The 16427-nt window shown below is 57.0% G+C and carries 5 protein-coding genes; all 5 read right to left on the bottom strand.

Translation table 11 applies throughout. The features are described from left to right. Positions 1-53: 53 nt before the first annotated feature. Positions 54-3980 carry an amino acid adenylation domain-containing protein gene (locus HY868_08150; GenBank protein ID MBI5302092.1) on the bottom strand — a complete coding sequence of 1309 codons (3927 nt, stop codon included), beginning with the start codon at positions 3978-3980 and terminating at the stop codon, positions 54-56. 113 nt (positions 3981-4093) lie between these two features. Then, the gene (locus HY868_08145) at positions 4094-5716 is read right to left on the bottom strand and encodes a hypothetical protein (GenBank protein ID MBI5302091.1); all 1623 of its coding nucleotides are present in this window, start codon (positions 5714-5716) and stop codon (positions 4094-4096) included. 202 nt (positions 5717-5918) lie between these two features. Next, entirely contained in the window at positions 5919-7592 is a 1674-nt protein-coding gene (locus tag HY868_08140) for a hypothetical protein (protein ID MBI5302090.1), read from the bottom strand. Between the two features lie 33 nt (positions 7593-7625). Next, a complete protein-coding gene (locus HY868_08135; protein ID MBI5302089.1) occupies positions 7626-16136 on the bottom strand; it encodes an amino acid adenylation domain-containing protein in 8511 nt (2836 codons plus the stop codon). Next, the coding region (locus HY868_08130; GenBank protein ID MBI5302088.1) for a hypothetical protein at positions 16133-16427 on the bottom strand (295 nt) is incomplete at its 5' end. The genes HY868_08135 and HY868_08130, both read right to left, overlap by 4 nt.

The raw sequence follows: 16427 nt of genomic DNA, 5'->3' as shown, positions 1-16427 counted from the left end.
TGTGAATTCCCATTTTCAATGTGAAGAACGGACGCCATGCTGTTTCGCATTCCCTACGGCGTTTCGTCCAAGCATCCTTTTAATTTTTCTGCCAACACCTGGACATGCGGTTCGTGAATCATGCTGAGGTGATCGCCCGGCACGGAGTGAATCTCAACACCCTGGGTGGCTAACGCACCCCACCCCAGGTCATGAGCAGGCGGGTCGTCTGCCGGTCGTTCCTCCGCGCGAAAGAGTGTGACCTTGCCAGCGTACCGTTGCGGTTTATATTGTCGAAATGCGTCGGTATGTGTTCGCAAGATGCGAATGAAATGACTGAACTGATCGAGGGTGACATCCGGGTAAAGCCATTCGGCTTGGCGCGCTTGACGCCAAACGTGCGCGATTTGCTCGTGCGGTTCGAGTTGGCGAAGTTGTTCGGTGGCAAGTGGAATGTGCTTGCCAAAGGTATCTACCAAGTACGCCGCGTCGTCTTCAGGTTCTTTGGCTCCGAGCGTTGGACCTTGATCGAGCAGCGCAAGCAAAGACACGGGTTGATTCAGCGCGCGCAATTGTTGCGCCATCTCGTACGCGACCGACACACCCATTGACCAACTGCCGATGCGATAAGGTCCGTTGGTTTGTTGCGCGCGCATCGCGTCGAGGTAAAATGCCGCCATATCTTCGACACGCGTGTGCAATTCGGCGTCGCCATGTACGCCGCGCGCTTGCAATCCGTAAAATGGCTGGTCCGCTCCGAGAGATTCCGCCAATTCGGTGTACCAATGCACACTTCCGCCGGACGGATGCACGAAAAATATCGGGGGCTTGGTCCCGTGGGGTTGAATCGGCACGACCGTCGGCGTCGTCATCTCTGCGCCGCGCAACACACTGGCGAGATGTTCAATCGTCGGCTCCTGGAATAAATTCACGAGCGGCAAACTTTGTCCCAGTTCTTGCTGAACGAGCGCACTCAGGCGCAACGCGAGCAACGAGTGCCCGCCCAGTTCAAAAAAATTGTCGCGCACGCCGATGGGATGCACGCCGAGAATCTTCTCCCAAATCTGCGCTAGTTCGAATTCCAACGTGTCGCGCGGCGGAATCACCACGCGTGCCGTCGCGACGGGAACGTGATCCGGCGCGGGCAAGGCGCGGCGATCTACTTTGCCGCTGGCATTGAGTGGAAACGCCTCCATCATTACGAATGCCGCTGGCGTCATGTAGGCAGGCAATTTGGTTTGCAAGAATTTGCTCAGGTCGTTCGTGGTGATTTCGCCAACGGAAATGACGTAGGCAACCAACCGTTTTTCTCCCGGCGGATCTTCACGTGCGAGCACAACCGCATCCTGCACGGCTGGGTGTTCACGCAACACGGTTTCGATTTCGCCCAACTCGATCCGAAATCCGCGCAGTTTGACCTGATGATCAATGCGACCCAGGAATTCGATGTTGCCATCCGCGCGGAACCGTCCCAGGTCGCCAGTCTTGTAAAGACGAATCGGCGATTGGCGATTGGCGATTGGCAATTGGTAATGGATGAATTTTTCCGCGGTGAGTTCGGGACGATTCAAATAGCCGCGCGCCAGTCCAACTCCGCCGATGTGCAATTCACCGGGCACACCGACCGGAACCGGTTGGAGCTGTTGATCGAGAATATAAATTTGCGCGTTCGCAATCGGACGACCAATCGGTATGGTCGTCTCGCTGTCCAATTCTTCCACGCGATACCACGACGCGGCAACCGTTACTTCGGTCGGTCCGTACCCGTTGAAGAATTGGCGACGACGCGCCCAGCGCAGCGCATCATCGCGACGACAACTTTCCCCGGCGGAAATGATCGTTTGCAAATCGGACAAGCCATCGCTCGGGAGCAGCGCGAGCAAGGCAGGCGGGAGCATGGCGACCGTGATGTGTTGCGCTGCGATGAGCCGCTCGAAGTCGTTGATGGATGAGACTGCGTCGGGCGGAGTTAGGCACAGTGTTGCGCCATTCAACAACGCCGAAAAAATATCGGCGACCGATCCATCGAAGCCAAACGAAAAGAATTGCAGGACGCGACTCGTCGCGCCAATCCCAAAATCGCGATGATAGGCGGCAATCAAATTGCATAGACCGCGATGTTGCAAGAGCGTACCTTTCGGTTTGCCGGTCGAGCCGGACGTGTAGATGACGTACACGAGATTTTCCGGTGTGGCGCAGAGCGGAAGATTTGCATCACTCTCGCGCGTCATCTTTTCCCAATCTGTGTCCAGGCAAATCTGGATGGGATGTTGTGGCAGGCGCGACGTGAGATGCGATTGAGTAAGCAATATCGGCGCGCGCGAATCGTCAAGCACAAATGCCAGTCGGTCGAACGGATAAGTGGGATCAAGGGGAACGTACGCGCCGCCGGCTTTGAGCACACCCAGCACGGCGACAATCATTTCGAGCGAGCGTTCCATGCAAATCGCAACGAGTGTTTCTGGTTTGACACCCAGCTCTCGCAAGTGATGCGCGAGTTGATTCGCGCGCGCGTTCAATTCGCGATAGGTCAAGCGCGCCTCGCCGAGCGTCACCGCAATCGCGTTCGGCGTGCGTGCGACCTGTTGCTCGAATAATTCGTGCGCGCACCGGTCGCGCACATAGTCGGCGGTTGTGTCGTTCCACTCGACCAGAATTTGTTCGCGCTCGACCTGGGTCAACAACGGCAGTGCGGCAAGCGATTGACTTGGATTTTCCGCTATCCCTTCGAGCAAGGTTCGCCAATGTCCCAGCATTCGCGTGATTGTCGGCTGGTCGAAACGTTCGTTGTCGTACACAATTTTGAGCATTAACTCAGAACTGGGTCCCGCGACAGCCGTGAGCGGATAGTTCGTCTGCTCGACCGAGCGATAGTTCAAAATCTCCAGGTCGTCGTCTTGCTCGCGCAGGGAATCGCTCACCGGCAAGTTTTCAAAAACAAGAATGCTATCGAACAAGGACAAGCCGCGCGGCGCTTCGCTCCAACTCTGAATTTGCACGAGTGGTGTGTACTCGTACTGCCGCAACTCTACTTGCTGGGTCTGGAGTTCTTGCAGCCACGCGACCACCGGCAGGTTTGGCGTGACGCGCACGCGCACCGGCAGCGTGTTGATGAACAAGCCAACCATCGTTTCCGCGCCGGGTAACTCAGCCGGACGCCCGGACACGGTCGCGCCAAAAACGACATCCTCTTCGCCGCTATAACGACTCAACAGCAATGCCCACGCGCCTTGGACGAGTGTGTTCAGCGTCAACCGATTCTGCCGCGCGACGGATTGCAAAACGTTCGTCGTCGCAAGCGACAAGCGAGTTTCTACTTCGGCGCTGTGTGCGGCATCCGCATTTTTTATCGCGCGATCAACGATGAGCGGCGTCGGCGCGGTGAATCCTTTGAGCGTGCGCCGCCAAAAATCTTCGGCTTGACGCAGGTCTTGTTTTCTCAGCCAAACGATGTAATCGCGATAGGGACGCGGCGGCGGCAGTTGCAATGCTTGATTGCGACAACGTGCGTGGTAGAACGCGAACACTTCTTGCAGTACGATCGGCACGGACCAACCGTCGAGCAACGCGTGATGATGCTGCCAGACAAATTCGTACATGTCGTTCGTCACGCGCATCAGTGCAACGCGCATCAAAGGCGCGTCCGTTAAAACAAAACCGCGTCGCCGTTCGTCCGCGAGAAATGCGCTGAGGCGCGCCGGTTGTTCGGATGTTGGTGTGTCGCGCCAATCTTGAAACTCGAACGGCAATTTCACTTGGCGATGCACGACTTGTACCGGCTCTTTGAGTCCCTCGCCAATAAATGAGGTCCGCAGAATCGCATAGCGGTCGAGGACGCGTTGCCACGCGCACTCGAATGCCGCGACATCGAGCGCGCCACGCAGTGCGCAATTCAATTGCTCAATGTAGACGCCGGATTCCGGCGCGGCGATACTGTGAAACACCATCCCTTGTTGCATCGGTGAGAGCGGATAAACGTTTTCGATATTTTTCGTGTTCATTACCAATTGACCTTGCGCAAATTTCACACCGGGATTTCGAACGAAGCAAGAAATCTCAATTCGTCGTTCAGCCAAGATGTCTCGCTTCGTTCGCCATGGTAGATAGAGTCCGGTCACCTGGTTTTGATTTGCGGTTTGGAAGTTGGAGCGATTTGGGTAACGTCAAGTTCATACGCGCCGAGATCGCAACCAGAGCCACTGGGGCGACTGACCCCGCGTTGGTCAAGCGTGAATGTCGTGCCACAGCCGTTCACACCCTGGAGAATTCGATCAATCGCCAAACTGCCGGACAGGAGCGCGTGGGTTTCAGTTGTGCCGCCATTGTTTTGCAATGGTCCCAAATTGGGATCGCCAGAGAGTGTCGGACTGCACGTGTTGTCTTCGATCAACGTGCTAGCCATCGTGATTGGACTGCTCTGGTTTATGCAATCTTGCCCGACACTGTTGGCAATGATCGTATTCGTGAGATCCGACAGCGTGTCAGTGACAGTGCCGGTGATATAGATTCCGCCACCCAGTATGCTCGCGGCGTTGTTGCTGATGGTCGTAAAAGTCGCGCGGAGCGTGCCTTCATCGTTGATCAATCCACCGCCATGCAAGTTTGACGTGTTGCCGCTGATCGTGCTATTTTCCACGGTCAACGTGCCGGTGGTGTTATCAATTCCGCCGCCGCCCGTACCGACCTGACCCGAGCCCGAGCTCGGACGTTTGCCGCGCGCCACGTTCGCACGGATGGTGCTCTGTCTCACCGTGAGTGTTCCCAGGTTTTCAATACCACCGCCATCGCGATCGGCGACGTTGCCGACCAGCGTGCTATTTTGGATCAGCAGATTGCCAGCTTGCCAGTTAAGGATGCCACCACCGAATCCGCCCCATGCGCCTTTCGCATCGGAATTGGAATTGTTGCTTTGCAGGACGCTAGTGGCGATGGTCATTTGACCGTTGTTGTAGATGCCACCGCCGCCGCCGTTCGAATAACCGGTCGCGGTGTTGTTGCTGATCGTGCTGGCAGTGATCGTCGCCGTACCGCGATTGCTGATGCCGCCGCCGCCGTATTGACCCAGCGTAGAGGCGGTGTGGACCTGGTTGCCGCGAACGATGCTGTTGCTCAGGATCAACTTGCCGTCGTTGGAAATTCCACCGCCGCCGGCTGAGTTTGCCGCGTCTTTGTTGTCGCTGATCGTACTGTTGGTAATCGTGACGGTTCCCGAGTTGTAAATTCCACCGCCGCCGAACATGAGAATGCCCAACAAGTTGCCGCCGATTTGGTTCCGGGTGACGATGCAGTTATCTAGCGTTAGAGCGCCGGCGTTGTTGACCCCACCACCCCTGAGATTATTGATCCGTCCATTCGCAATGGTGAGACCGGCAATTGCCACAACTCCACTCGTGCCAACGTTAAAGATGCGCGACGTATTGTTGCCGCTAATCGTCAAGTTACTCGCGCCTAGCCCGGTAATGTAGAGTCGCTTGTTAATCGTGAGTTGTCCGCTGGTCAGGGTAATGGTTCTTCCGGTGAGACTGCTATCAAAGACGATAGTATCTCCCGCGGCAGCATTCGTAATTGCCTGTCGTAGTGAGCCCGCTCCGCTGTCGTTGGTGTTTGTGACGGTGATCGTCGCGGCAGAGGCGACCCGAACCGTCACTAGCCCAAAAACGATTCCGACTACCAGTGTGGCAACGAAGCAATAGCACAGAGTGGTGGTCAGCCGGCGTGCCAAGGATTGGCTGTCCATTGTCAATTCCTCTCCACCTGATTGTGTTCAGGTTGTCTTAATCTGTGCGTACCGCGTGCCCAACTTTTCTCGCCAATTTGTACTAGCGCGCGCTTGGTGTGAACGGAATGCGAACGCGAGCGGATGCCGATCATTGCCGAGAACAGCCAAGACGATTTTGGAAGTTATTCCTCCTTTCCTGTCCCGCGAGATTTGGCGCGGATCATTTCCTTGTGAACCCCACGCGACGATACAACCATCCGCCAAGAACCAGAGCGACGCCGCACACGAGTGTTCCCAGCGCGTGCTCAAGACTCCACGGCAACTCATCGCCACGCGCACCGAATGCGGAAAGCGTGACCGCCGTGGGGCGCACGTACTCGTACGCGCCGAGATCGCAGCGAACATTATTCGGGCGACTCGTGCCACGCTGGTCAGACACGATACTGGCGCCGCATCCATTCTCGCTCTGCAAAATCCGATCAATCGCCAAACTCCCGGGTGAAAGCGCGTGCGTTTCAGTCGTCCCACCGTTATTTTGCAAGGGACCGAGACCGGGATCGCCGGAAAAAGTTGGCGCGCAGGTATTGTCCTCGACCAACGTGCTCGCAATCGTGATACCACCACCCAGGTTCACACAATCTTGTCCAGTGTTGTTGGCAATGATCGAAGTCGCGAGCGACGTCATCGTGTTGGTGACATTGCCAGTGATATAAATCCCGCCGCCAATCGGGTTGCCGGTATTCCCGCTGAGTGTGCTAAAAGTGATAGTGACCTGACCTTCTTCGTTGCGAATTCCTCCGCCGCTCGGCGACGCGCGATTGTTGCTGACCGTGCTGTTTTCCAGAATGACGGCGCCTTCGGTATTGTCAATTCCGCCGCCGCCAAAATAAATGCTGTTCGCCACATTCCCGCTAATCGTGCTTTGCGAGATGGTCAACGTACCGACATTTTCAATTCCGCCGCCATCCTGATTCGTCGTATTGTTGGCGAGCGTACTGGTTCTGATTGTGAGCGCGCCTTGGGCGGCGTTCATGATGCCGCCGCCAAAAGTCTGGGTCGCATTATTTTCCCGCACGACGCTGGAGATAATGGTCAGTGTGCCATCGTTGTAGATGCCGCCGCCGCCGCCGAAGGTATAACCGGTTGCCGTGTTACTGATGATCGTGCTGGAAGTGATCGTCGCCGTGCCGCGATTGCAAATGCCGCCGCCGCCCACGATGCCGTAACGTGAAATCGTGCGCGATTGGTTGTTGCGGACGATGCTGTTGCTCAGATAGAATGTCCCATCGTTGTAAATTCCGCCTCCGCCGGCTGAATTGTTCGCGTCGCGGTTGTCGCTGATCGTGCTGTTGGTAATCGTCAGTGCGCCCGAATTGTAAATGCCACTCCCGCCGTACGTGAGAATACCCAAGAGTGCTCCGCCGATTTGGTTACGCGTGATGATGCAATTGTTCAACGTCAGTGATCCGGCATTGATGATGCCGCCGCCTCTCGCATTGTTGGCATAGCCATCCGCGACGGTGAGATCGGCAATGGTGACGACAACATTAGCGCCGATGTTGAACACGCGCGACGCGTTATTTCCACGAATCGTCAAATCAGTCGCGCCCAGCCCTTGGATGGTGAGTGATTGATTGATCGCGAGTTGACCACCGGTCAGCGTGATCGTTCCACCGCGGAGACTGGCATCAAACATAATTGTGTCGCCAGCCGCGGCGTTGGTAATGGCTTGTCGCAACGAGCCAGCTCCGCTGTCGTTCACGTTCGTGACGGTAAGCGTCGCCGCGCGAACGATAGGGACCGGCAACCACCAGCCAGCCAATCCAATGAACGCAATTACCAGAGCAAGACCCAGGATTTGGCTCACGCGAAGGGTTAGAGACTTGGCATTCACTTTGCATACCTGCCTTTCCGCCAGACAACCTGACTAATGTGCCTTCTCAATTGCCTCGAGAATGTTTTGCCTGTCTTCGTTGTTCCATCCAAACACATCGGCGTCTTCGCCAAGATCTGATTCGGTTTCGACCGCTTCGTGCGCGGCGACCAGCGCGCGCAACGCGCGAATAAAATCGTTTGCCACGCGCTCAATCGTCTCGCGGCGATGAATGTTCTCGCTGTAGGTCCACTCCATCTGCAAGCAGCCCCCGGCGATGCCGCCGTTGATGTCGAGCAAATGCGGGCGTGCATCACACAGACTGCGCTCCGCGCCGCGCGATTCCGGCGCGATCTCGAGCAATGCGGCTTCAAGACCCTGGTCGAACTGTCCCAGGTAGTTGAATACAACTTGCGGATGCGATAACGCGCGCAATGGCTGTGCTTCCGCGTTCAAGTAACGCAACAAGCCATAGCCGAGTCCATGATTCGGCACGCGACGCAATTGTTCTTTGATCGCGTTTAGTGCATGGCTTGGCGTGGCGTTGTCCAACTCCAATCGCACCGGATACAGCGCCGTAAACCAACCGACCGTGCGCGACACATCCACGTCCTCGAACAAATCCTCGCGTCCGTGTCCTTCCAAATCCACGATCACCGCGCGCGACCCAGTCCATCGCGTGAGAGATTGCGCGAGTGCGGTCAGCAGTACATCGTTGATCTCGACCTGGTTCGTTGCTAGAACCCGGTGTAGCAACGCGTCGGTCTCGTCCGCATCGAGCGAAACAACGACGCTTTGCGCGGATGCTTCGGCGTTCTCGCCGTCTGCATCCATCGGCAACGCTGTCGCGCCATCCTCCAATGCGTCGAGCCAGTGCGGCAATTCGTCGCGCACCGAGTTGGATTGCGCGTACGCATTGCATCGTTCCGCCCAATGTTGGAAGGAGGTCGTCTTGAGCGGCAACTGCACGCGCTCGCCGCGATGCGCGTGTTGATACGCGGTCAACAAATCTCCGAGCACGATGCGCCAAGATATGCCATCCATTACCAGGTGATGCGCGATCAACAGCAAGCGTCCTGCCCGGTCTGCCCCCAAATCAAAATACGCTACGCGGAACAACGGTCCGGCTTCAAGATTCAAACTCGCTTGCAACTCTGCCGCGCGCGCTTCGATAATCCGCGATGGTTCTGATTCTTCGCGCAAATCAATCCACTCGATTGGCATGGCGCTGGTTGCATCGGCGTTCGTCGCGCGCCAACCTAGGTCCTCGCGCGTGAATCGTATTCGCAACGCATCGTGATGTGCCAGCACCGCCGCGACGGCTTGTTCCAGCGATTCGCGCGTCAACGGTTCGCGCACTTGCAACATCAGCGATTGATTCCAGTGATGCGATTCACTCAAATTCAAATCAAAGAACCACTGTTGAATTGGGGTGAGCGGCACATTGCCATTGACGGCAGCTTGGTCCGCGTGGATCGCGCGCGTTGTTCCAGACACTGCCGCGAGTTGCGCGATAGTTGGATGCTGGAACAATTGCTTGGGTGTGAGTGTCAACCCGGCTTGATTCGCGCGCGCGATGATTTGAATGACCAAGATCGAATCGCCGCCGAGTTCAAAGAAATCGTCGTGAATCCCAACGCGTGGAACACCCAGGACTTGGATCCAAATGGTCGCGAGAATTTCCTCCGCGCGCGTGCGCGGCGCGACGTACTCGGTTTGCAATTCGCCGCGCGTCATGTCGGGCGCAGGCAACGCGCGCCAGTCTACTTTGCCGTTCACGGTGAGCGGAATTTCATCGAGCATCACAAACGCGGAGGGCGCCATGTATTCCGGCAATTTCGCGCGCAGAAATTCACGCAGTTCGAGACCTGACAGGTTTCCCGGATCTGGAAGGTCTTGATGCGGCACTACATACGCAACCAAGCGCGGTTCGCCGGTGTCGTTGCGAAGAATTGCGACGGCTTGCCGCACACGCGGATGTTCCGTCAATATCGCTTCGATCTCACCTAGTTCGATGCGAAAGCCGTGCAGTTTCACTTGAAAATCCACGCGACACAAATATTCAAGATTGCCGTCGGGCAGGTAACGCACCAGGTCGCCGGTCTTGTAAAGGCGAATTGGCAATTGGCAATTGGCAATTGGCAATTGGTAATTGATGAATTTTTCTGTCGTAAGTTCCGGACGATTCAAATACCCGCGCGCCACGCCGATGCCGCCGATATACAATTCGCCCGTCACGCCAATCGGCACGGGTTGCATGTGTTTGTCGAGCACGAACAATTGCGTATTGATGATCGGTCGCCCAATCGGAATCGCGCCGGATTTGTGCTTGCCGAGTGGCGTCCAGTACACGCAACACCCGACGACGGTTTCGGTTGGACCGTACTCATTGACGAGTTGCGTGTCGGGCGCGTGCGCTTGCCAAAACGCAATGTGATCGGTCAACAGATTTTCGCCGCCAATGATGAATGCGCGCGTGCTTCCCGCCGCATGCGCGGGCGACAATTGTTGCCCCAACAATTTCAAATGCACCGGCGTGATCTTGACGAGCGACAAATCACGCTCGCGCGTCAATGCCTCGCTCAACGTTTCGACGCCCGAACCTTCGGGAAGTAGAATCGCGCGGCGACCACTTATAAGCGGCGCGAACAAACTCGTGATCGTGAGATCGAATGAAATCGAAGAATGCACCGGCGCGCCTTGTCCGGCATCGAGCGGATACGCGCGTTGGCACCAGGTCAAATAATTCACCAGTCCACGATGCGCAATCATTGCGCCTTTCGGTTTGCCCGTTGAGCCGGAGGTGTAAATGATGTAGGCGAGATTGTCCGGCGTAACGTCGCTTGTGGGATTGGCGTCGTCTTCGCGCGCCATGTCATCCCAGGATGTGTCAAGACAGAGCGAATTGCGAACACCTGCACTTGCGTGCGGCGCAAGTGTTGCGAATTGCGAATTGCGGAATCGTTCGACGAGATGGGCTTGCGTCAACACGATGGACGCGCCGGAATCTTGAAGCATGAACGCGAGACGTTCGGCGGGATAACTGGGATCGAGCGGGACGTACGCGCCGCCGGCTTTCATAATTCCCAGCAAGCCAATCGCCATTTCGAACGAGCGCTCGACACAAATGCCGACGAGTGTTTCCGGTTGCGCACCCAGGTTTTGCAAATGGCGCGCAAGTTGATTGGCGCGGCGATTGAGTTCGGCGTACGTCAGATGTTGATCGCCGAACGTGACCGCAATCGCATCGGGCGTGCGCGCGACTTGTTGTTCGAATAATTGATGCGCGCACAAATGCGCGGGATAATCCGCCGCCGTAGCGTTCCATTCGACGAGGAGTTGATGCCGTTCGCGTTCGGTCAGCATCGGCAGAGTCGAAATGGAGTGATCGGGATCCGCGACGATGGCTTGCAACAACGTCTCGAAATGTCCGATCATGCGCGTGATCGTATCCGCATCGAACAAATCGGTGTTGTACTCGAACGCGCCGCTCACGCGGTCCGCCTCGTCGAGCATGAACAGCGTCAAATCAAATTTCGCTGTACCGCTGTGCGCTTCAACTGGACTCAAGGTGAGGTTGCTCGCAATTTGTTGCGCGCGCGGCGGCGCATTCTGGATGACGAACATGACCTGGAACAGCGGCGCGTGACTAAGGTCGCGTTTAGGTTGTACCGCGTCCACGAGCATTTCGAACGGCACGTCCTGATGCGCGTACGCGCCGAGCGCAGTTTCGCGCGTGCGCTTGAGCAACTCACGGAAACTGGGTTCGCCGGACAAATTGCCGCGCAGGACGAGCGTGTTGACGAAAAAGCCAATCAACCCTTCGAGTTCTTGGCGCGAGCGATTCGCAATCGGCGTGCCAACGCAAATGTCGTCTTGATGACTGTAGCGATGCATCAAAATCTCAAACGCACTGAGCAAGGTCATGAACAAGGTCGCCCCTTCGCGTTGACACAATGCCTTGATCGCGCGTGACAAATCCTTGCTCAAGGTGAAAGTTTGATACGCGCCGTTCGGCGTTTGCGCCGCCGGGCGCGGTCGGTCGGTGGGCAATTCGATCAGCGGCGGAATCCCGGCGAGTTGTTGTTGCCAGTACGCGACCTGGGTGTCGAGCGCCGCGCCTTGCAACCACGCGCGTTGCCATGCGGCATAGTCCGCGTACTGAATCGCGAGCGGCGGCAAGGGCGATGACCGTCCATGCACGAACGCATCGTAGAGCGCGCCGACTTCACGCATGAGTACGTTCGACGACCATTCATCGCCGATGATGTGATGCAATGCGAGCAAGACAATGTGCTCGTCATCGCGCACGCGCACAAGATGCGCGCGCAACAGCGGACCGCGCGCGAGATCGAATGGACGCTGCGCTTCACTTTCCGCGATTTGCCTCGCGCGCGTTTCACGCACCGATTCATCCAGGGCGCGCAAATCACTGATCGGCAATTCGAGTATCAACGTCGGCGCGATCACCTGAACCGCTTTGCCATCCACCATCGGGAATGTCGTGCGGAGCGATTCGTGTCGGCGCACGACCTCGTTCAATGCGCGTTCGAGCGCGGCGACATCGAGCGCGCCAGTCAGCCGCGTGGCTTCGGTGAGATTGTAGAACGGGCTGTTCGGTTCGAGTTGATCGAGGAACCATAAGCGTTGTTGCGCGAACGAGAGCGGCAACTCGCCATCGCGCGACACCGGACGGATGGGCGGCGCGATGATGCCCGTCGCCGCGCGTTTTGCGATCTCGACATGCTCGGCGAGTTCGGCAATCGTCGGCGATTCGAAAATGTGGCGTAACGGCAATTCGATTTGGAATGCTTCGCGCACGCGCGACACGAGTTGGGTCGCCAGCAGGGAATGTCCGCCCAGGTCGAAGAAATTATCGCGCACGCCGATTTGCTCGACGCCGAGAACTGGCTTCCAGATTTCGACGAGCAGTTCTTCGACCGGTGTGCGCGGCGCGACGAAATCGCCTGCCCAATCGCGACGCGATAAATCCGGCGCGGGCAACGCGTTGCGATCCAACTTGCCATTCGGCGTTAGCGGCAACGCGTCGAGCATCACAAACGCGCACGGCACCATGTAATCCGGCAATTTTGCTTTCAAGAACAAACGCAGGTCGGCAATCGAAAATCCTTTGGCTTTGATGAGCGCGGTCAGCCGCATGTTGAGCAAATCGCGTTCCGCCGGGGTCGCCTCGAATTTCACTCCGGTGTGCCCGTTGCTTCGCCACCACACGAGACCTTTCATCCACACTTCAGCGGGCGCGCCCGGCAATTGCAAGCGCACGCGTACCCCGCGACCTGGTTCGGCAATATGATGTTCCGCGACTAGGCACGCGCCGCCGCGCGACACATTTTCGATAGTCAATTCCTGGGTGATGCCTTGATCAAATTCGACGAGACACGTCGTACGCAGCGGTAGACGCGGCTCGCGGTCGCGCAGATCGCTCACCCAGTCTGCGTGAGTCTCTGCGATATACTTGACGCTTTTTCGCAAAAGGGTTTCTTGTTCTCGGGTTGGCGCAAAAGTGATTCCCGCATTCCCATTGTTGCGCCAAGTCACCGCTCCATTGAGTACGAGTTCATCGGTAACGTCAGGCACTTGCAATCGCAAATGCAATGGCTGACCCACTTGCCATGCCGCTGGTGCGTGCATCAGGCAAACCCCGCGATAAGCAAGGTCAATCGCCTCCAATTCGAGATTGTCTTCGACGACCCAGCATTTTCCCCGCACGGGAATTCGCTCCACCGGCAACTCGGCGACGAGATATGCGATCAAACGTTCAGCGCGCGCCGCGACGGCGACATCGCGCACGACTGGATGCTGGCGCAAGACCGCTTCGACTTCGCCGGTCTCGATGCGATAGCCGCGCACCTTGACCTGGAAATCATTGCGACCCAGGAATTCGACGTTGCCATCGGCGAGATAACGCGCACGGTCGCCGGTCTTGTATAAACGCAGTGAACGGTTGTCAGTGAACAGTGAGCAGTAAATACTGTTGACGGTGATGAATTTTTCCGATGTCAGTTCAGGACGATTGAGATAGCCGCGCGCGACACCCGCGCCGCCGACGTACAATTCGCCGGGGATGCCGATGGGCACGGGTTGCGCGTGCGCGTCAAGAATGTAGAGTTGCGTGTTCGCGAAGGGACGACCGATTGGCACGACGCGGTCGGCTGGCGCATCGGCGAGCGATCCCTCAAAGTACGTGCTGTCAATCGTCGCTTCGGTCAACCCGAACGAGTTGATGAGCCGCGTGGGTGAGCCGCAAAAGCGTTTGAATTTATGATATTCGTTCACGTACCAACTGTCCGAACCACAAATCAGCAGACGCATAAAATCGAGCCGTTGATTTGTCTCGTCGAGATATTGAATCAGTTGGCGCAAAACCGCCGGGACAAATTCCGCGCAGTCCACTTGCTCGCGACGCATCAATGCGTACAACTTGTCCGGCAATAAAAGCCATTCGCGCGGGCAGAGGACCAACGTTCCGCCAGAACACAACGCGCGCACGAGATCGCCGGTGAACACGTCGAACGAAAAACTCGCCATTTGCAAATGCGCCCGCGCGTCGTCGAGTTGGTACGCCTCGCGCCACGCGTGAAATTGATTCGCTAGCGAACGGTGTTCGATCGGCACGCCCTTGCATTGCCCGGTCGAGCCAGACGTGTAGATGATGTACGCGAGATTTTCCGGCACGGTGAGATTGGTGGGATTCGCGTCGCTCTCGTGCGCGAGGGTATGCCAATCGGTGTCGAGGCAGAGCGAATGGGGCATGGCAAATGGTGAATGGCGGAACCGTTCGATGAGATGCGTTTGGGTCAGTACAATGGGTGCGCCGGAATCTTGCAGCATGAACGCGATGCGATCCGGCGGATAATCCGGGGCAAGCGGGACGTACGCGCCGCCGGCTTTGAGTACGCCGAGCGCCGCCACAATCATTTCGAGCGAACGCTCGACGCAAATGGCGACGGGTGTTTCCGGCGCGACGCCCCGGTTTTGCAAATGATGCGCGAGTTGATTCGCGCGGCGATTCAATTCGCGGTACGTCAATCGCTCGTCATGCCACACCACGGCAATCGCATCGGGCGTGCGCGCGACCTGGGTTTCGAAAAGTTGATGCACGCACACGTCACGCGGATAGTCAATTGTGGTGTTGTTCCATTCGACAAGCAGTTGATGTCGTTCGGTAGATGTGAGCAGGGGGTAATTGGTAATTGGTAAATCAGGATTCGCAACGATGCTTTCGAGCAACGTTCGGTAATGTCCCAGCATTCGCGCAATCGTGTCGGCGTTGAACAAATCGGTGTTGTACTCGACGGCGACATCGAGTCCATCGGCGACTTCGGAAATCGAAAATGTGATGTCGAACGTTGCGGTGCCGGCATCCACGTCGAGCATTGTCAACGTCATGCCCGGCAAGTCCTGGCTTTTGACCGGCGCGTTCTGCAAAATCAACATCGCTTGGAAAATCGGCGAGTGACTCATCGCGCGTTGCGGCTGCAAAAGTTCGACTAACTGCTCGAATGGCACGTCCTGGTTCGCATACGCGTCGAGCGTCAACTGTCGCACGCGCTTGAGCAATTCACGAAACGTCGGATTGCCGGAGAGATCGGTGCGAATGACGAGCGTGTTGATGAACAAACCGATCAGCGGTTCGAGTTCCGCGCGCAACCGATTCGCAATCGGCGTGCCGACGCAAACCTCGTCTTGCCCGGTGTAGCGATGTAAGAGCAATTGAAACGCGGTCATCAACGTCATGAACAATGTCACGCCCTCGCGCTGGTTCAACGCGTTGATCGTCTCGACCAAGCATTTCGGCACACGCGCCGATTGCGTCGCGCCGCACGAGGTCTGCACTGCTGGGCGCGATTTATCGGTCGGCAATTCGAGAACGGGGAGTGCGCCGCCCAATTGCTTTTTCCAGTACGCCGTCTCCGCTTCGATGCCGCCTTGTTCGCAACGCTCGCGTTGCCACATCGTAAAATCGGCGTACTGGATCGGCAGTTCCGGCAACGGCGAAGGTAGCCCCATCGAAAACGCCGCATAGAGCGCGCCCAGTTCGCCGATCAGCACCGCCATAGACCAGCCATCGCTGATGATGTGATGCATCGTCAACAAAATCAGGTGCTCATCATCGGCGAGACGCAACAAGCGGACGCGTACGAGCGGACCGCGCGTCAAATCGAATGGCAGGCGCGCTTCGTCATTCGCGCGGCGCATCGCTTCGGCTTCGCGTTCCGAGACAGACCAGTCGAGCAAATCATCCAGCGGCAACGTCAAGGTGAGACGCGGCTTGATGATTTGCATCGGCTGACCGTCAATCGCCGCGAAGGTCGTGCGTAAGATTTCGTGACGCCGCACGATTTCGTTCAGCGCGCGTTCGAGCGTCGCGATGTTTAGTTGACCTTTGAGCCGCGCGGCGGAGGGAATGTTGTAGAACGGGCTGTTCGGCTCGAACTGATCGAGAAACCACAGTCGCTGTTGACCGAACGATGCCGGGAAAACAAATGCGTCGTCTTCCGTAATTTCATTTTGATTGATTGGGGTGACAAGTGGTTCGCTCATTGCGTTATCCTTGTCGTTTGATCCGGCTGATGCGATCCATTGCCGCCGGATGTGAGGGTGGAGAGTTTGACGCGGCGCGATTCGCGTGGCACGATTTTGATCGTCAAGTCGCTGGATTTGTTTTCAGAATGTAAGCGCTCGACTTCGGGCGCGAGTTCACCGATGCTGGGTTTCTCGAACAGAGCGCGCAAAGGCAACTCGATGCGAAACTCGTCGCGCACGCGCGAGACGAACTGGGTCGCAAGCAGCGAGTGCCCGCCCAACTCAAAGAAACTATCATGCACACCCACG

It is taken from the genome of Chloroflexota bacterium (assembly GCA_016219275.1).
Lineage (GTDB): Bacteria > Chloroflexota > Anaerolineae > UBA4142 > UBA4142 > JACRBM01.
Note: the sequence above shows the minus strand (reverse complement) of the source record. Positions and strands in the feature narration are given on the sequence as shown.

Excerpts from the sequence above, each read along its gene's own strand:
- HY868_08135 (MBI5302089.1), bottom strand. The coding sequence starts at position 16,136 with ATGAGCGAACCACTTGTCACCCCAATCAATCAAAATGAAATTACGGAA.
- HY868_08145 (MBI5302091.1), bottom strand. The coding sequence starts at position 5,716 with ATGGACAGCCAATCCTTGGCACGCCGGCTGACCACCACTCTGTGCTAT.
- HY868_08150 (MBI5302092.1), bottom strand. The coding sequence starts at position 3,980 with ATGAACACGAAAAATATCGAAAACGTTTATCCGCTCTCACCGATGCAA.